This window comes from Pseudonocardia sp. ICBG1034 (assembly GCF_020131375.1).
Taxonomy (GTDB): Bacteria; Actinomycetota; Actinomycetes; order Mycobacteriales; family Pseudonocardiaceae; genus Pseudonocardia; species Pseudonocardia alni.
On sequence record NZ_JAHLEK010000030.1, the window covers coordinates 1 to 16,773 of the forward strand.

General features: G+C 71.0%; 14 protein-coding genes and 2 pseudogenes. 13 read left to right on the top strand and 3 right to left on the bottom strand.

The features are described 5' to 3' along the window. Window positions 1-267 (bottom strand): annotated as a pseudogene (locus tag KPF22_RS31465) (TIGR03086 family protein); the annotation flags it as partial. Between the two features lie 218 nt (window positions 268-485). Between KPF22_RS31465 and KPF22_RS31470 the strand changes: the two are divergent. Beyond that, window positions 486-3,427, top strand: a pseudogene (locus KPF22_RS31470) (Tn3 family transposase). 200 nt (window positions 3,428-3,627) lie between these two features. Here KPF22_RS31470 and KPF22_RS31475 read toward each other — a convergent pair. Further along, window positions 3,628-4,248: a TetR/AcrR family transcriptional regulator gene (locus tag KPF22_RS31475; protein ID WP_161152140.1), complete on the bottom strand. Its 621-nt coding sequence runs from the start codon at window positions 4,246-4,248 to the stop codon at window positions 3,628-3,630. A gap of 133 nt (window positions 4,249-4,381) precedes the next feature. Between KPF22_RS31475 and KPF22_RS31480 the strand changes: the two genes are divergently transcribed. The 7 genes from KPF22_RS31480 to KPF22_RS31510 all read left to right on the top strand — a co-directional run bounded on the left by KPF22_RS31480 (window position 4,382) and on the right by KPF22_RS31510 (window position 12,368). Beyond that, the gene (locus tag KPF22_RS31480) at window positions 4,382-5,239 is read left to right on the top strand and encodes a CoA transferase (protein WP_202417230.1); all 858 of its coding nucleotides are present in this window, start codon (window positions 4,382-4,384) and stop codon (window positions 5,237-5,239) included. Beyond that, window positions 5,236-6,759, top strand: a complete 1,524-nt coding sequence (locus KPF22_RS31485; protein WP_161152138.1) for a class I adenylate-forming enzyme family protein — start codon at window positions 5,236-5,238, stop codon at window positions 6,757-6,759. Before KPF22_RS31480 ends, KPF22_RS31485 begins: the two co-directional genes overlap by 4 nt. 42 nt (window positions 6,760-6,801) lie before the next feature. Then, on the top strand, window positions 6,802-7,962 hold the full coding sequence (locus KPF22_RS31490) for a thiolase family protein (protein WP_161152137.1): 1,161 nt from the start codon (window positions 6,802-6,804) through the stop codon (window positions 7,960-7,962). Between the two features lie 31 nt (window positions 7,963-7,993). After that, window positions 7,994-9,670, top strand: coding sequence for a long-chain-fatty-acid--CoA ligase (locus KPF22_RS31495; RefSeq protein ID WP_224404173.1), 1,677 nt, complete (start codon window positions 7,994-7,996; stop codon window positions 9,668-9,670). Beyond that, entirely contained in the window at window positions 9,663-10,451 is a 789-nt protein-coding gene (locus tag KPF22_RS31500) for an enoyl-CoA hydratase/isomerase family protein (RefSeq protein ID WP_161152136.1), read from the top strand. The genes KPF22_RS31495 and KPF22_RS31500 overlap by 8 nt, the downstream gene beginning before the upstream one ends. 13 nt (window positions 10,452-10,464) lie before the next feature. Next, the gene (locus KPF22_RS31505; RefSeq protein WP_161152135.1) at window positions 10,465-11,616 is read left to right on the top strand and encodes an acyl-CoA dehydrogenase family protein; all 1,152 of its coding nucleotides are present in this window, start codon (window positions 10,465-10,467) and stop codon (window positions 11,614-11,616) included. 164 nt (window positions 11,617-11,780) lie between these two features. Next, window positions 11,781-12,368 carry a recombinase family protein gene (locus KPF22_RS31510; RefSeq protein ID WP_224404246.1) on the top strand — a complete coding sequence of 196 codons (588 nt, stop codon included), beginning with the start codon at window positions 11,781-11,783 and terminating at the stop codon, window positions 12,366-12,368. A 128-nt stretch (window positions 12,369-12,496) separates the two neighbouring features. On the opposite strand, the gene KPF22_RS31515 is transcribed toward KPF22_RS31510, so the two are convergent. Beyond that, the gene (locus tag KPF22_RS31515; RefSeq protein WP_224404247.1) at window positions 12,497-12,730 is read right to left on the bottom strand and encodes a maleylpyruvate isomerase N-terminal domain-containing protein; all 234 of its coding nucleotides are present in this window, start codon (window positions 12,728-12,730) and stop codon (window positions 12,497-12,499) included. A gap of 177 nt (window positions 12,731-12,907) precedes the next feature. Here KPF22_RS31515 and KPF22_RS31520 point away from each other — a divergent pair, with 177 nt between their 5' ends. The 5 genes from KPF22_RS31520 to KPF22_RS31540 all read left to right on the top strand — a co-directional run bounded on the left by KPF22_RS31520 (window position 12,908) and on the right by KPF22_RS31540 (window position 15,553). After that, window positions 12,908-13,156, top strand: coding sequence for a hypothetical protein (locus KPF22_RS31520; protein WP_224404248.1), 249 nt, complete (start codon window positions 12,908-12,910; stop codon window positions 13,154-13,156). Between the two features lie 282 nt (window positions 13,157-13,438). After that, entirely contained in the window at window positions 13,439-13,759 is a 321-nt protein-coding gene (locus KPF22_RS31525) for a hypothetical protein (RefSeq protein ID WP_224404249.1), read from the top strand. Window positions 13,760-13,862: 103 nt separating this feature from the next. Next, window positions 13,863-14,492, top strand: coding sequence for a ParA family protein (locus tag KPF22_RS31530; RefSeq protein ID WP_224404250.1), 630 nt, complete (start codon window positions 13,863-13,865; stop codon window positions 14,490-14,492). Window positions 14,493-14,620: 128 nt separating this feature from the next. Next, a complete protein-coding gene (locus tag KPF22_RS31535) occupies window positions 14,621-14,812 on the top strand; it encodes a hypothetical protein (RefSeq protein WP_224404251.1) in 192 nt (63 codons plus the stop codon). A gap of 282 nt (window positions 14,813-15,094) precedes the next feature. Then, on the top strand, window positions 15,095-15,553 hold the full coding sequence (locus KPF22_RS31540; protein WP_224404252.1) for a hypothetical protein: 459 nt from the start codon (window positions 15,095-15,097) through the stop codon (window positions 15,551-15,553). The last annotated feature ends 1,220 nt before the right edge of the window (window positions 15,554-16,773 follow it).

The window sequence follows — 16,773 nt, forward strand, 5'->3', positions numbered from 1 at the left end:
GAGGCGGGCGAGCAGTCGGTCCTGCTGCGGCGCATCAGCATCCACTGGTGTCGCTGGTGCGTACATCTGTTCCAGGTCCAGCGAGTCGACCCACTCGACGTAGGGCTGAAGTACCTGGCTGACTAGGACCGGACCGAGGTCGTCGTCTGCGCCGATCGCCCGGGCGAGGTCCCAGGTGTGCACGGCGACGTCCGCGCATCGGTAGATCGTGAAGTCGGACGCGGGAATGACGCCGGCTGGATGGGCCACGGCCTGTTCGCCCGGCACGCGGCGGAACGCCTCATTTTGTCGGCTGGCCGTCCATTGGAAGGCGCGGACGACGTCGGGGTCGCCGTAGTACTCGCCGAAGATCGGGCGGATACGGCTGAGTAGCCTCCTGAGCTGCGGATGGTGGTTGCTCTGGGGAGGTCGCGGTTGGCGACGCAGGTGTTCGCGGACGAGGAGCTGGAGCGGCTGCGGGGGTTCCGGAGATCGGCCGGGAGGAGTTGTTCCGGTTCTTCACGCTGGCGCCGGCGGATGTCGCGTTCGTCGACCCGGGCCGGGGCCGCGGACCGGCGGACCGGTTGGGTCTGTCGGTGGCGTTGTGCACGCTGCCGTGGCTGGGGTTCGTGCCCGACGACGTCGCCGCCGCGCCACCGGTGGCGGTCGCCCGGCTGGCTGACCAGCTCGCCGTCGATCCGGGCGTGCTGCGGCACTACGGCCGGCGGGCGAAGACCCGCACCGAGCATCTACGACTGGTAGCGCAGTACCGCGGTTGGCGGGTGCCGACGTCGCTGGAGTTCAAGGAGTTCGACGAGTTCCTGTTGGCGCGGGCGATGGAGCACGACTCGCCGACGTTGTTGTTCCGGCTGGCGTGTGAGTACTTGATCTCGGTACAGGTGATCCGGCCGGGCCCGGTGACCGTGCTGGAGCGGGTCGCGCACGCCCGCGCAGAGGCCCAGCGAGAGACCTACGACCGGCTCGCGCACGAGTTCACGCCGCAGCGCTGTGCCGGGCTCGACGGGCTGCTGGTGGTCGATCCTGCGGTCGGGATGACCCGGCTGCGATGGCTGAGCACCGCCCCGGTCGAGGCCTCACCAGCCGGGATCAAGGCCGAGGTCACGAAGCTGGAGTTCCTGCGCGGGCTGGGCGCCGACGCCCTGGATCTGTCGGTCCTGCCGGCCGAGCGGCGCCGCTTCCTGGCCACGGTCGGGCGCCGGCTGACCGCCCAAGCCCTCGAGCGGCGGGAGCCGCAGCGCCGCTACCCGATCCTGCTGACGCTGGTGGCCCAGTCCGCAACCGACGTGCTCGACGAGGTAGTGAGCCTGTTCGACCAGGCGGTGTCGGCGCGCGAGGGCAAGGCCGAGCGCACGATGCGCGACGCGCTGGCCGAACGGGGCAAGGCCGGCGAGGACCGCCAGGCGCTGCTCGACGAGCTGCTGGCCGTCATCGCCGACACCACGATTGCCGACGAGGACATCGGCAGCGTGCTCCGGGGTGAACGGATCGGATGGACACGAATCCGGGCGGCGATGGCCCAAGCCGTTCCCCGCCTTCCCCGCGATCACGGCCACCTCGGCGCGCTCGACGTGTCGTCCTACGGGTACTTGCGGCAGTTCACCCCGCAGGTCCTGGCCGCGGTGGAGTTCGCAGGCGGCACCGCGGCGGCCGAGCTGCTCGCGGCGGTGGAGATCCTGCGCGGGCTCAACGCCACCGGCGCCCGCCGGGTCCCGGCCGGTGCCCTGACGGGATTCGTGCCCACGCGCTGGCGCGGCTACCTCGACGCGGCCCACGCATCGGGGAACACCAGCGCCTACCGGCACTTCTGGGAGCTGTGCACCCTGCTCGGGCTCCGCGACGGGCTGCGCACCGGGGACGTGTACGTGCCCGGCTCGCGCCGCTACGCCGACCCCGCCGCCTACCTGCTCACCGCCGATCAGTGGTCGTTGCAGCGCGCGTCGTTCTGCGGGCTCGTCGGCAAGTCCGCCGACCCGGCGGTCGCGCTGGCCGCGGTCGGCGACGAGCTGACCGGCGCGCTCGGCGAGCTCGAGCAGGTCCTGGCCACCGGTGACGGCCCGGTCCGCCTCGACGACGCCGGCGACCTGGTGATCTCCCCGCTGACCGCCGAGGACATCCCCGGCGAGGCGGTCGCGCTCAAGGCCGAGCTCACCGACATGTTGCCGTTCGCGCCGATCGTGTCGCTGCTGATCGAGCTCGACGGGCGGATCGGGTTGTTGGACTGCTTCACCCACGCCGGCGGGAAGCAGACCCGTTCTCCGGAGTTGAAGCGGAACCTGATCGCGGTGCTGCTCAGCCACTCCACCAACCTCGGGCTGACCCGGATGGCCGATGCGTGCGGGATCTCCTACGACATCCTCGCCTGGACCGCCGAGTGGTACGTGCGCGAGGAGACGCTGCGCGCGGCGAACCTCGCGATCATCGACCACCACCAGCGGATGCCCCTGGCCGAGGTGTTCGGCACCGGCACCCTGTCCTCCTCGGACGGGCAACGGTTCCCGGTGCGGGGCAAGACGACGACCGGGCGGGAGATGACCATCCACGGCGGGCAGGTCCTCTCGACCTACACCCACGTCACCGACCAGCACACCACCTACGGCACGAAGATCATCGTCGCGACCAAGCGCGAGGCCCACTACGTGCTCGACGAGATCCTCGGCAACGCCACCGACACCCCGATCACCGAGCACGCCACCGACACCCACGGCGTCACCCTGGTCAACTTCGGCCTGTTCGACCTGCTCGGCCTGCAGCTCTCGCCCCGGATCCGGGACCTGGGCAAGATCACGCTGCACCGGATCGCCGCGAAGGCCCGCGCCGAGACCGACTACCCCCACGTCGGGCCGCTGCTCACCCGGCGGGTGAACGTCGAGCTGATCGCCGAGCACTGGGACGACCTGCTGCGCCTGGCCGGGTCGCTGAAGTTCGGGCACGCCACCGCGTCGCTGATCGTCGGGAACTCTCGGCGTCGTCTCGGCAGAACGCGCTGGCCGCCGCGCTCAAGGAGTACGGGGCGCTGCGGCGCACGATCTACGCCGCCCGCTACCTGTCCGACCCGACCTACCGGCGCAGGATCTCTCGTCAGCTCAACAAGGGCGAGTCGCTGCACGCGCTCAAGCGCGACCTGCTCTACGCCCACGAGGGAACCGTGCGTGCCCGACAGCTGCAGGCCCAGACCGAGCAGGCGTGGTGTCTCACCCTGGTCACCAACGCCGTCGTGGCCTGGACGACCGAGTACTACGGCCTGGCGGTGGAGTCGATGCGCGCGGCGGGCCGGCGCATCGACGATGAGGTGCTCGCGCACATCTCGCCGGCGCACAGCGAGAACATCAACTTCTTCGGCACGATCGACGTCGACATCGATGGCGAGCTGGCCCAGCTCGACCCCACCGGGTACCGGCCGCTGCGCGTGCGCGACACCCTGTTCTGATCGTTCACAAGCCGGGCGCAGCCAGCCGAGCAGCGAGTCCAAAAGTGTGCCGTAAGCCGATCGCTTTGCGGGACGCTCAGTGAACGCTGGCGGTCACGCGGCGGGGTCCTCCTGACCGCCAGAACCAGAGCCAGCCGTGACGGAGTCGCAATGCGACTTGACCGCGGCCGCGCGCCCGGACGTCTCCAGGCGTCGCGGGTTCACTGACCGGGGAACGTGTCGATTCGGTGCTCCAGGCGCACGACAATCAGGGGCGACGGCGCGTCGTCCGAACTCTCGCCGAACTCGTCGATGATCCGGTCGGCGAGCGGCTGCAGGAACACCTGCCCCAGCTGCCTGATCATGATCGTCAGGACCTGCTCGCCGATCGTGCTGCGCTGTGAGGCGAGGCCACGGCGGCGCAGCTCGCCCACCTGGTCCGCGGCCAGCGCGCTGAGCTTGCTGACGAGGTCGCCGCGTTCGCCGTGCGGGTCCAAGACCGCGCGCCGCAGGTAGTCCACGACGGCCGGGCTCTCCGCGAGCATGGCGGCCACGGCACGGTCGCGGGCCGCGGCCACATCCGCACCCGAGCCGTCCGCCGGCGCGGACAGGATCGCGTCGGCGAACCGGTCGACGATGTCGAGCTCGACCGCCTCACGCAGCGCTTCCTTCGTGCCGAAGTGGTGGACGATCAGCCCGACCGTGACCCCCACCCGGGCCGCGACGGCGCGCATCGGCGTGCCCGCCACCCCGCGCTCCGCGAACAGCTCCAGCGCGGCGTGACGGATCCGTGCCCGGGCCGTGAGGTCCTCGGTCCGGCGCGGCCGCGATCGCTCGCTCATGTCGCCAACCGGGCTTGCACCGTCACGGCACGCATAGTACGACCCCGCCCCTTGTGTCGATCACACCGCGAACTATACGCTTCACCTAGGTTACTGTACGTATGTATAGTCATTTTCGAGGATGGGAGACGACGTGGACCGAGGGGCGGCCGCGCCGCTGGACGGCGTGCGCGTGGTGTCGCTGGCGGTGAACGTCCCGGGCCCGGTGGCCGCGGCACGGCTCGCCGACCTCGGCGCCGACGTCGTCAAGGTGGAGCCGCCGGCCGGGGACGCGTTGCAGGTCGCGGCGCCTGGTTGGTACCGCGAGCTGACCGCCCGGCAGCAGGTCGTGCCCCTCGACCTGCGCGACGCGCCCGACCGCGAGCGGCTCGAGCAGCGGCTCGCGACGGCCGACGTCCTGCTCACCGCGATGCGCCCGGCGGCACTGGACCGGCTGGGCCTGCGCGAGAGCGTGAGCCGTCACCGGCTGGTGCACGTCGAGATCGTCGGCTACGACGGCGAGCGCGCCGGCGAGGCCGGGCACGACCTGACCTACCAGGCCGCGCACGGCACGCTGCAGCCGCCGGCAGTCCCAACCGTCCCGGTCGCGGACCTCCTCGGCGGGGAGCGGGCCGCCCTCGCCGCCGTCGCTGGTCTGCGCCTGCGTGATCGCAGCGGTGCCGCGGTGCACCAGCCGGTCGTGCTCGACCGGGTCGCCCGGGACGCGGCCGCCGGCGTGCGGCACGGGCTGACCGGGCCCGGCGACGTGCTCGGCGGGGGGAGCCCCGGGTACGGGATCTACCCGACGACCGACGGATACGTCGCCGTCGGCGCGGTCGAGCCGCACTTCGTCGCGCGGCTGGGTGACGCCGTCGGCCGCACCCGTACCGAGCTCGCCGCGCGGTTCGCCACGGCGGACAGCACGCACTGGCAGGAGCTCGGCAACGAGCTCGACATCCCGATCGTCTCGGTCGGGCCCACCGTCGACGACACCCTCCAGGAGATGCGATGACCACCCTCGCCGGCGTCCTCGCCCGCACCGCCCGCCGCTGTCCCGACCGGGTCGCCGTGCAGTTCGGCGACGTGGCGCTCACCTACGCCGAGCTGGACCGCGCGGTGGACGAGCTGGCGGCCGAGCTGGCCGGGCGTGGTCTCGAGCAGGGCGACCGCATGCTCCTGCTGGCCGGCAACAGCGACGCGTTCGTCGTCGCCGTCTACGCCGGACTCCGCCTGGACGCGATCGTGGTGCCGATCAACCCGCGCTCGGCACCGACGGAGATCGACTACCTGGTCACCGACACCGGGGCCCGGCTCCTGCTGTTCGGGCCCGAGGTCGCCGACGGCGTCCGGGCGTGGCACTCGCTGCCCGACCGGACGGGCGACGCGGAGCCGCTGGCGCTGGGCACCGTCGAGGGATACGAGGACGTCCGCGCGGCCGCCCGGGACCACGCCGCCCGGCCCACCCACGTCGAGGTCTCCGAGGACGACGACGCTCTGATCATCTACACGTCCGGGACCACCGGGCGGCCCAAGGGGGCACTGTTCGACCATCGCCGGGTGCTGTGGGTCGGGATCAACTCCAGCATCGGCATGGGTCTGCGGGACGGGGAGCGGATGCTGCACGTCGCACCGCTGTACCACTCGGCGAGCCTCAACATGCTGCTACTGAACGGGGTGATGCTCGGAGCGACCCACGTGATCCTCCCGGCGTTCGAACCGGCCACGGTGGCCGACACCCTCGCCCGCGAGCGGATCACGTTCTTCTTCGGCGTCCCGACGATGTACACCCACCTGCTGCGGCTGCCGGACCTCGCCGCTCGCGATCTCTCGCGCCTGCGGATCTGCCTCTACGGCGCCGCACCGATGCCCGCCCGCACCGCCGAGGCCCTGGTCGCAGCGCTGCCCGACGCCTGGATCGTGCAGGCGTGCGGCCAGACCGAGGGCGGCCCGGGCGGCATCCTGCTGCACCACGACGACGTCGTCGCGCGCCCGGAGGCCAGCGGTCGGGTCGCGGTGCCCAACACCGAGGTGCGGATCGTCGACCCGAGCGGGAACGACGTCGAGCCGGGCACCGTCGGCGAGATGATCATGCGCGGCGAGTCGATGATGAAGGGCTACTGGCGCAAGCCGGAGGCGACCGCCGAGACCGTGCGCGACGGATGGGTCCACACCGGCGACCTCGCCCGGATCGACGAGGACGGCTACATCACCCTCGTCGACCGCCTGAAGGACCTCATCATCACCGGCGGGGCCAACGTCTACTCCGCGGAGGTGGAGGGTGTCCTCGCCGCACACCCCGCGGTCGGCGACCTGGCCGTCGTCGGGCGCCGGAGCGAGGAGTACGGCGAGATCGCCGTCGCCGTCGTCGACCTCGCCCCGGGCGCCACGCTCACGCTCGACGAGCTGCGCGAGTACGGCCGCACGCATCTCAGCGGCTACAAGCTCCCGCGGGAGCTCACGATCGGCGCCGTGCCGCGCAACCCGTCCGGCAAGATCCTCAAGCACCGGCTCCGGGGGGCCCTGGATGGCTGAGGAACGTGAAGGATTCCCGCACCCGCTGACAGGAGACGCCGCATGACCCGAGAAGCCGTGATCGTCGACGCCGTCCGCACCCCGGTCGGCAAGCGCGGCGGGCAGCTGCGCGACTGGCACCCGGTCGACCTGCTCGCGCACACCCTCACCCACCTCGTCGACCGCACCGGCGTGGCCCCGGACTCGCTGGCCGACGTGATCGTGGGCTGCGCCCTGCAACGCGGCGAGCAGACCGGCAACGTCGCCCGCACCGCGCTGCTCGGCGCCGGGCTGCCGATCGGTCTGCCCGGCACCACCCTGGACCGGCAGTGCGGCTCCGGTCAGCAGTCGGTCCATTTCGCGGCGCAGGGCGTGCGCTCCGGCGAGTACGACGTCGCGATCGGCGCCGGTGTCGAGTCGATGTCGCGGGTCGATCTCGGTCCGCTGTTCGACCCGAGCGGGCCGCGGGGCGAGTGGTACGGCGAGCGGGCGCTCGCCCGGTTCGAGGGCAACCTGCCTGCCCAGGGTCCGTCCGCCGAGCTGGTCGTCGCCAAGTGGGGCTACACCCGCGACCAGCTCGACGACTTCGCCGTCCGCAGCCACCAGCGGGCCGCCGCGGCGACCGACGCCGGGCACTTCGCGGCGCAGCTCGTGCCGCTGGAGGGCGTCGACGGCCCGATGACCCGCGACGAGGGCATCCGCGCCGCGCCCGACCGGCAGCGGATGGCCACGTTGACGCCGGTCTTCGACCCGGCGGGCGCGATCACCGCCGCGAACTCGTCCCAGATCAGCGACGGCGCCGCCGCGCTGCTCGTCGCCGACCGGTCGTACGCGGAGGCGGTGGGCCTGCGGGCGCGGGCGCGGATCGTGTCGATGGCGGTCGCCGCCGACGACCCGGTTCTGCAGTTCACCGCGATCCTCGCCGCCACCCGCGCCGCGCTCGACCGGGCCGGGCTGACGATCGTTGACATCGACCTGGCCGAGGTCAACGAGGCGTTCGCGCCCGTCCCGATGCTCTGGCGCGACGAGTTCGGCTACCCGGACGACCAGCTCAACGTGAACGGCGGCTCGATCGCGATCGGCCACCCGCTCGGCTCGACCGGCGGACGCCTGCTCACCCAGCTCCTCGACGAGCTGGAGCGTCGCGAGGCCCGCTACGGCCTACTCACCGTCTGCGAAGCCGCCGGCATGGCCAACGCCACCGTCATCGAACGCCTCCCCTGACCCCACCCGCGCACCGACGAAGGAGTCCCTCGTGCCGGCACCCACCCGCACCGTCGTGACCGGATACCCGTCCACGATGGGCGACGACGTCCAGCTCAACACCACCACCCTGATCCGGCACGCCGCCCGGACCCACGGCGACCGCGAGATCGTCTACCGGCTCCCGGACGGCGGCTGGGGCCGCTACACCTACGCCGACGCCTACGACCGCATCGTGCGCGGGGCGAACGCCCTGGCCGGCCTCGGCGCCGGCCCGGCCACCCGGGTCGGCATCCTCGACTGGAACAGCCGCCGTCACTACGAGCTCTACTGGGCGATCCCCGGTCTCGGGTCGGTGATGGTGCAGCTCAACCTGCGCCTGGGGCCCGAGGACCTCTCCTTCGTCGTCGCCGACAGCGGGACCTCGATCGTCTGCGTGGACGAGACGCTGCTGCCGGTCGCCGAGGCCGTGGCCCCGATGCTGCCCGACGTCACCGCGTGGGTCGTGCTGACGGACAAGCCGCTCGACCAGATCAGCACGACGCTGCCGAACGTGCACCACTACGAGGACCTCGTCGCTGCCGCGGCGCCCCGGATCGACTGGCCGGAGATCGACGAACGCTCCGCCTACGGCGCCTGCTACACGACCGGCACCACCGGCCGGCCGAAGGGCGTCTACTACTCGCACCGCGCGATCTGCCTGCACTCCTTCTCGCTCGCCACGAACATCGGCATGACCCTCGACGACTGCACGATGCTGATCACGCCGATGTTCCACGGACAGGCCTGGGGCCTGCCGCAGGCGGCCACCCTGACCGCCAACAAGATCGTCTTGCCGGGCCGGTACACGGCCGAGGACACCAGGCCGCTCACCGACGCGCTGATCGCCGAGGACGTGACCGTCACCAACGGTGCTCCCGCGATCTTCGGGCCGATGCTGGACTACATCCGCTCGCTCGAGGACAAGCCCGACCTGGGACGGCTGCGGATGATGTCGGGCGCGACCGAGCCGCCGCTGTCGTTGATGCGCGGCTTCGCCGAGCTGACCGGCGCGGAGATCGTGCACGCCTACGGCGCGACCGAGACCACGCCGCTGGTCACCATGAACCGGTACAAGCCGGGCGTGCGTGCCCGGCTGTCCGGTGACGACCTGCTCGAGCTCAAGCGCAAGCAGGGGCTCCCCGCCACCCTGGTCGACGTCCGGCTCGTCGACGCGGCCGGCGAGGACGTCCCGCACGACGGCGTCGCCCAGGGCGAGATCTGTGTGCGCGGCCCGTGGATCACCACGCGCTATCACAACATGGCCGATGCCGACGACCGTTTCACGGGCGGCTGGTGGCGCAGCGGCGACGTCGGCACGATCGACCCGGACGGCTACCTCAAGGTCACCGACCGGCTCAAGGACGTGATCAAGAGCGGCGGCGAGTGGATCTCCTCCATCGACATGGAGAACCTGCTGGCCGGCCACCCCGCCGTCGCCCAGGCGGCGGTCGTCGGGCTGCCGCACCCCAAGTGGCAGGAGCGGCCGTTCGTGCTCATCGTCCCGACCCCCGGGCACGAGGTGACGCTCGCGGACCTGCATGCGCACCTGTCGTCGGCGTTCGCGTCCTGGCAGCTGCCGGAGTCCTTCATCACGGTCAGCGAGATCCCCCGCACCAGCGTCGGCAAGTGCGACAAGAAGACCATCCGCACGACGTGGGCCGGTCACTACGGCGGTACCGATGACTGAGCAGCCCACCGAGACCCTGGTCTCCGCCGAGCGGCACGGCCCGGTCGCACTGCTCACGCTGGAGCACGTCGGGTCCTACAACGCGCTCGGCCGCGACCTGGTCGCCGAGCTGACCGGCCGGCTCACCGACGCGGCCGCCGACCCGGATGTGCGCGTCGTGGTCGTCACCGGCGCCGGCCCGGCGTTCTGCGCCGGCGCCGACATCGCCGAGGTCCCGGCCATGATCGGCGCCGCGCCGACCGACGAGCTGCCGTTCGACCGGCTCTTCGACGTCCTCACCGACTACCCGACACCGACGGTCGCGGCCGTGCGCGGCATCGCGTACGGCGGCGGGTGCGAGCTGGCGTTGGCCTGCGACATCGCGATCGCCGGCCATTCGGCCCGGTTCGCCGTCCCCGAGGTCAAGCTCGGGGTCATTCCCGGGGCCGGTGGCACGCAGCGGCTCGTGCACGCCGTCGGCAAGGCCAAGGCGATGCGCATGCTGCTGTCCGGCGACGCGGTCGACGCCGCATGGGCCTGCGACGCCGGGCTGGTCGCCGACGTGGTCGACGATGACGAGGTCGTCCCGGCCGCGATCGGGCTGGCCCGCCGCATCGCCGGGAACGCGCCGCGCGCCGTGGCACTCGCCGCGGACGCCGCCCGCCGAGCCCACGACCAGCCGCTGCGGGAAGGGCTGGCGACCGAACGCCACAACTTCCTGCGCGCGCTCGGCACCGACGACGCCCGCGAGGGGCTGTCCGCCTTCACCGCGGGCCGCACACCAGCCTTCACCGGCCGATGAGAGGGAGCATCCGATGATTCTCGACGACTACCGCGCCCCCTGGGCCACCCAGGAGCTCGACGACCTCCGCGGGCTCGCCCGCACCTTCATCGCGAAGGAGGTCGTGCCGAACCAGGAGCGCTGGGCGGCGGCGCACATGGTCGACCGCGAGTTCTGGCGGGCCGCCGGCCGGGCCGGGCTGCTCTGCATCAGCATCCCCGAGGAGTACGGCGGCGGCGGCGCGACGTTCGCCCATGAGGCCGTCATCGCCGAGGAGCAGGCCCGCGTCGGTGACGACGCCTGGGCCAACATGGTCCACAGCACGATCGTCGCGCACTACATCAACGCGTTCGGTACCGAGGAGCAGAAGCAGCGCTGGCTGCCCGGCATGGCCTCCGGTGACCTCGTCGGCGCGATCGCCATGACCGAACCCGGAACCGGCTCGGACCTCCAAAGCGTCCGCACCCGCGCCCGCCGCGACGGCGACCACTATGTGATCGACGGTGCCAAGACGTTCATCTCCAACGGCACCCACTGCGACCTGCTGGTCGTCGTCGCCCGCACCGGGGACGACGAGGGCGGCAAGGGGCTGTCCCTCATCGTCGCCGAGACCGAGGGCCTGGAGGGCTTCGAGCGCGGCCGCGTGCTGGACAAGATCGGCCAGCACGGCCAGGACACCCGGGAGCTGTTCTTCTCCGGCATGCGGGTCCCGGCGGGCAACCTGCTCGGCACCCAGGGACGCGGCTTCGCACAGCTGATGCAGCAACTGCCGCAGGAACGACTGATCATCGCGGTGGCCGGCGCCGCGGCCGCCACCGCGGCAGTCCGCGAGACGATCGCCTACGTGAAGGAGCGGGAGGCGTTCGGTCAGAACCTGATGAGCTTCCAGAACACCCGCTTCGTGCTCGCCGAGTGCGCCACCGACGCGACGGCCGCCCGCAGCATGGTCGACGGGTTCATCCCCCGCCACATGGCGGGCGAGCTGGACGCCGCGTCCGCTTCGATGGCGAAGTTCTTCTGCACCGACGTGCAGAACAACGTCGTCGACCGCTGCCTGCAGCTGTTCGGCGGGTACGGCTACATGAACGAGTACCCGATCGCGCGCATGTTCACCTCGGCCCGCGTGCAGAAGATCTACGGCGGCACCAACGAGATCATGAAGGAGCTTGTTGCCCGGTCCCTGTGAGAAGGCCGTCCACCAGATGGAGCGTCGATATCCCACGAGAGGAACCCCTACCGGCACTCCCGCCGGTAGGCCACGGCGCACGAGAAGCGCGAGGTCGGCGAGTGCCGTAAGGGTGGTTCGGTGATGGTTACCGGTGAAGGGGGGTTATCCGGCACACTGTGCCGGTGACCGGACTGAAGATCGGCTACGCGCGAGTGTCCACCGACGACCAAGACCTCACCGCGCAACGCGACGCCCTCGCTGCGCTCGGCGTCGATCCCGACCGCGTGTACGTCGATCACGGCCTGACCGGAACCAACCGCGACCGCCCCGGCCTGCGCGAGGCGATGGCCGCCTGCCGCGCCGGCGACGCCCTGGTCGTCACGAAGCTCGACCGACTTGCGCGGTCCCTGCCCGACGCCCGCGACATCGTCGCCGAGCTCACCGCCCGCGACGTCGCGCTCAGCCTGGGCGGGTCGGTGCACGACCCGACCGACCCGGTCGGCAGGCTGTTGTTCAACGTGCTGGCCATGGTCGCCGAGTTCGAATCCGACCTCGCCCGGATGAGGACCCGCGAAGGCATGAAGGTCGCCCGCGCCAAGGGGCGGCTACGCGGCAAGCAGCCCAAGCTGTCCCCTCGCCAGGAAGCCCACCTCGTCGCCCTGCACGGCGCCGGCGAGCACACGATCAGCGAGCTGGAGGAGCTGTTCTCCGTCACGCGCTCGACGGTGTACCGGGCCCTGGCCCGCGGCCGAGCTCGCGCGACGACCTGATCGCTACTTTGCCCCTGGGGTCAGCTTCGGGAGTCCCTTCTCCCAGCTTCGAGCGTCCAGGCTCTACCGATGGATCCAGCTTCACGGGCCGTCGACGGCGTCCATATCCGCCCGATCCTCGGCGATTACTACGGCGACCCCACGTCCTGGGGCGCTCTCGGCTCATGCACGTCGAACGCATCGGCACCGAGGAGGCAGATGGCCAGTTGGTTACCCGTGACAACGTGATTCACCAGATCCAGGACGTTCCAGTCGGCACAGGGCGTCGGGGCCGTCCACTGCGAGTCGGTCACCGCCGCAAGCCGGGCGCTGAACAGTTCCGTTCCCATCTGCAGGAGATCCCGCGGTTCATGCATGACCATCTTGTTCAGGGTGGCAGCGTTCGTACGAATCGGGGCGGGTCGGAACGAGCCCGAGCCGGGGTGACTAGTCCCCCTGGAAGTCGTGTTGATCCGCACGAGACGGCTGGGAGCGCGGCGCCCGCGTGCGATGCTGAGCCGGCCAGGCAGCCGTGACGAGATCCGATATGGAGGGCCGGGATGCAGTCGCTTGTGGGCGTCGTTCTGATCGCGGTCGGCGTGGTCCTGGTGCTGCGGGCGGCGAGCATGACGCTGCGCAGCGGTGGGGATCTTGTCGCGATGCTGACGATCAGTCCGGCGGCGGAGCGCAGTGCGGCCGACGAGTTGGACACCGCTGCCCGGAACCGGTCGATTGTCGGGCGACTGCGTGCACGGAGGTTCGACGCTGAGGTGGCGGAGCTCAACAAGCGGTTGGGCGGCAATGGCTGAGCCGGCGGCAACGACACGTCGCGAGATCGAGCAGGTGGGGGAGACGGTGTGAGCCGGTCAGAGCGGCGCTCGGGGTGCTTGAAGCCCGGCCTACTGGCGGGCGTCGGTTTGTTGTTCATCGTCAGCGGATGCCTAGCGATTCAGTCCGGCGCCTCGGTGGGCGTTTCGCCCGGGACGCAGAACCCGTCCGGGCAGCCGGTTGCTGGTCCGCCCGCGCAACCGCCACCCCCGCGGGCCGCGACGTGGACCGGGACACTGCGGGTCACTGACCCGGGCGTCAACATGAGCGAGCAGCCGCCGAAGGTCGACACGATCGGCGGCACGTCAACCGTGCGGTTCGATGCCGACGACGGCACCCTCGCGGTGGACGGCGGGGGGCCGGCCGCGCTCTGGACCGAGGAGCGTGACCCGACCTACGAGGACTGCGTCGCCCGGCTGGGGGTGCAGGCGTTGGGCCGCCGGGAGATCCAGAGCATCCCGTATGTGCGCGGCCAGGGCTTGTGCGTGGTGACCTTCGCCAATCGGGCGGTGGCGTTCGTCCGTGGCGTGAGCGCGGTGGACGGAGACGCTGTGCAGATGCGTGCTGTTCGCTGGCCGAACTGAACCTCCGCTAGGGGGCCTGTCACGCTGGCTCGGAGAAGCCTGATCTGCTGAACTACTGCACTAACTGAGCCACCTGAGCCACCTGAACCCCCGGGAGTCCGGCGTGATCCTCACCGTCATGAACCTGAAGGGCGGGAGCACGAAGACGACCAGCTCGGCGTTCCTCGCTCACGCCCTGGCCGAGAACGGCCACCGCGTCCTGATCATCGACGCCGACCCGCAGGCCAGCATCACCCGCTGGGCCGAGATGGCGGAGTGGACCATCCCCGTTCGCGGCATGGCCACGGGGCGACTGCACGTCCCCGGCGTCGGGGTGGACCTGGAGGCCAGCGACTACGACGCCGTCGTCATCGACACCCCACCCACCGAGAAAGAGCGGGGCATCGTCGAGTCTGCGATCCGCGCCGCCACACACGTCCTGGTCCCACTGGCCCCGACCTCGGCAGAGGTGGAGCGGATGCCCGTGGTGAAAGAGCTGGTCGATGACCTGGCCCACCTTGGTGGGCATGCGACTCCGCCGGAGGCTGCGGCGATGTTCACCCGGACTAACGCCCGCGCCGTGGCAAACGCCGAGTACCGGGAGCTGTTGGAGTCCGAGGGCTGGCGGGTGCTGCGGGCGCACGTGTCCCAGCTCCAGCGGTTCGCGCAGTCCTTCGGCGGCCCGATCGAGCGGGCGGCAGCGACCGCCTACGGGGATGCACTCACCGAGCTGACGGGGACCTCGATCCGATGAGCGACGCCAGAAGCCGGGCCCGGTCACTGCGGGGCCGCTCGGAGAAAGCCGCAGCGGCCGAATCCGCGGCCGCGGAGAAGGTCCAGACGCGGCCGGCCCCCGACAGCGGCCGGAAGGTCCGCCAAACCGTGGATCTCACCCAGGACAATCACAAGGCCCTAGCGACGTGGCGACTCGACACAGCGGTGGCGCTGGGCCGGACCCGGCTCACTACCCAAGACGTGCTGCGGGCTGCCGTCGACGTGCTGCTCGCCGACGAGGCCACAGCCCGCCGAGTGCGAATCCGGCTCGAAGAGATCCAAGAGGCCGAGGAGCGCTGAGCGATGGTGTGGAGACCTTGGCCGCGGCGTAAAGACGCCGGGACGCCGGAGGACGATGGCGCGGCTCCGCCGGCCGCTACCGGGCGGGCCAGCGCTATGTACGAAGCGTTGAGCGAGTTGGGGGTCGGCCCGCTCAACGCGGAGCAGCGGCAGATGGTGATTGCGCCAGCGAACGCCCGCGCAGTGTTCTCCGACCATCCGGCGGTAGGTCTCGGAGCGCGCACCGATGCCACGGCTGACGCTGGCTCAGCGAGAGTGACGAGTTTTGGGTTCGCACCGAGCGTGAGCCCGGACCTGGCGAGAGTGGACGGCCCAGAGACGGCCGAAGCGCTGCCGGTGTTACTGCTCGAGCCCCGGCACGCGTTCCACTGGCACGCTCCGGGCTATGGGCAAGTGGAGGCCCAGGTTCAGGCGATGTGCCGCGGCGGGTTCAGCCTGTGGACGAGCGCTCTGATGGCGTTGGTGCGGGTCCCCGGCTGGACGCTGTCTCGAACCAGCCCAGAGCTGTTGGAGCTGCACGGCCCCGGGGGCCGCTGGGCGCACACCACTCTGACTCCGGACCCGCAATGGGTTGCAGCCGCCACGAGCCAGCATGTCGTCCTGGTCGTCTACGGTCCCGCCATTGGTGTTCGCAGCGACGACGCGAACAGCGAGTACCCGGACAGTAGCCGCAAGGCCGAACTCGACGAGTTCCGGGAGATCGGTTACGTGAGTGCGGGCATCGTCGCTTTTGACCACTGAGTGAGATGGGGTCAGCTGAGTAGCCGGGTTGGGCCCATGGGGTACCGACACCCTGCCGAATCCATCTCTCCAACAATCAAGGCGCCGCCTCCGGCGGCGCGGGGCCGGCCACGCCGGCCCCGGCGCTCGCTCACTACACCTCCGGCCCGTTCGCAGCGCCGGGGCCGGCTACCCGGCGCCCGCATCGCCAGAGCGGTGACTGTGGAACCCCATGACCAAGTCCGCGGAGGCAACGCGTGGCAGCGATGACCAGCAGTTATCCACAGCTCGTCGTTCACGCATCCACATACCTGCCGTCCTGCTTCACGGAGACCTGCTGCGATGCTGCGACGTATGACGTCCGAGGACCCGCGAACCACCTTCGTTCGTAACGCTGCCGTCGAGGCGCAGCTAGATCTACCGGACCATGTGATCAACCGTGTGGCAGCAGATCGCTCCATCCCAGATGGCGAGGTAGCAGGGGCGCTGATCCGCGTCTCCGCATTTGCTCGACTCTCCTCGGTAACCCCAGCAGTTGATCTGACAGAGCGCCTCCTGGCGGCAGGCCGGGGAGACGCCTGAGCTCTCTCACAGCCAACCTGGGCTCCGCCGGCCCTTTCTGGGCGCAATGCATTGCCACGACAGAACCCGGGCTCTGCCCGGACCCGACACCGCTCGGAGATCAGGGGAGTGCGGCGGGGCTGGTGACCTCCTCGCGGCGCGCCGAGACGGCAGCCAGACCGGGGAGCGGGGCGCAAGGCGGGACCCCGTGCCCTGCACCCCACTCCCCGGCCTGGCAGGGGTGAACCCGCGCCGCGAGGAGATCACCAGCAGGCCGGGCATGTGGGGGAGAAGTACTCGCCGGTGCAGCTCACGGACGATACGCGGACGCGGGCGGGTGGTCCGTGCTTACGCCGCAGGTCAGAGCCGGTATGGCAGCTCTCTGTAAATCCGCCGTCTCTCAGACCCAGAGCTGAACGATCAGCCGCGAGGCGTGAGGTCGGCTGCGCCGAGTCCCACGAGCGTCGCGGAAGCGGCGGCCGTGCTGCGGGGTCGGCAGGTACTGGCTCGTCAGGGTTGCGGCCGTACATCGCTGTCCAGGGGGTGGCGGTACTGCACCGCGTGCTCGCCGTGGCCATCGGTGGGGTGCCAGGTCGACACGGACACCACGAGCGCCCCGCAGCGTCCGCAAGAGCCGATCGCGGCGGACATGCGTTCTCCAGGGCGTAGTGGCTCGTCGA

What these genes read in the sequence shown, in the direction of transcription:
- KPF22_RS31475 (WP_161152140.1), bottom strand. Translation starts at nt 4,248, where the DNA reads ATGAGCGAGCGATCGCGGCCGCGCCGGACCGAGGACCTCACGGCCCGG.
- KPF22_RS31485 (WP_161152138.1), top strand. Translation starts at nt 5,236, where the DNA reads ATGACCACCCTCGCCGGCGTCCTCGCCCGCACCGCCCGCCGCTGTCCC.
- KPF22_RS31490 (WP_161152137.1), top strand. Translation starts at nt 6,802, where the DNA reads ATGACCCGAGAAGCCGTGATCGTCGACGCCGTCCGCACCCCGGTCGGC.
- KPF22_RS31500 (WP_161152136.1), top strand. Translation starts at nt 9,663, where the DNA reads ATGACTGAGCAGCCCACCGAGACCCTGGTCTCCGCCGAGCGGCACGGC.
- KPF22_RS31505 (WP_161152135.1), top strand. Translation starts at nt 10,465, where the DNA reads ATGATTCTCGACGACTACCGCGCCCCCTGGGCCACCCAGGAGCTCGAC.
- KPF22_RS31515 (WP_224404247.1), bottom strand. Translation starts at nt 12,730, where the DNA reads ATGGTCATGCATGAACCGCGGGATCTCCTGCAGATGGGAACGGAACTG.
- KPF22_RS31520 (WP_224404248.1), top strand. Translation starts at nt 12,908, where the DNA reads ATGCAGTCGCTTGTGGGCGTCGTTCTGATCGCGGTCGGCGTGGTCCTG.
- KPF22_RS31525 (WP_224404249.1), top strand. Translation starts at nt 13,439, where the DNA reads ATGAGCGAGCAGCCGCCGAAGGTCGACACGATCGGCGGCACGTCAACC.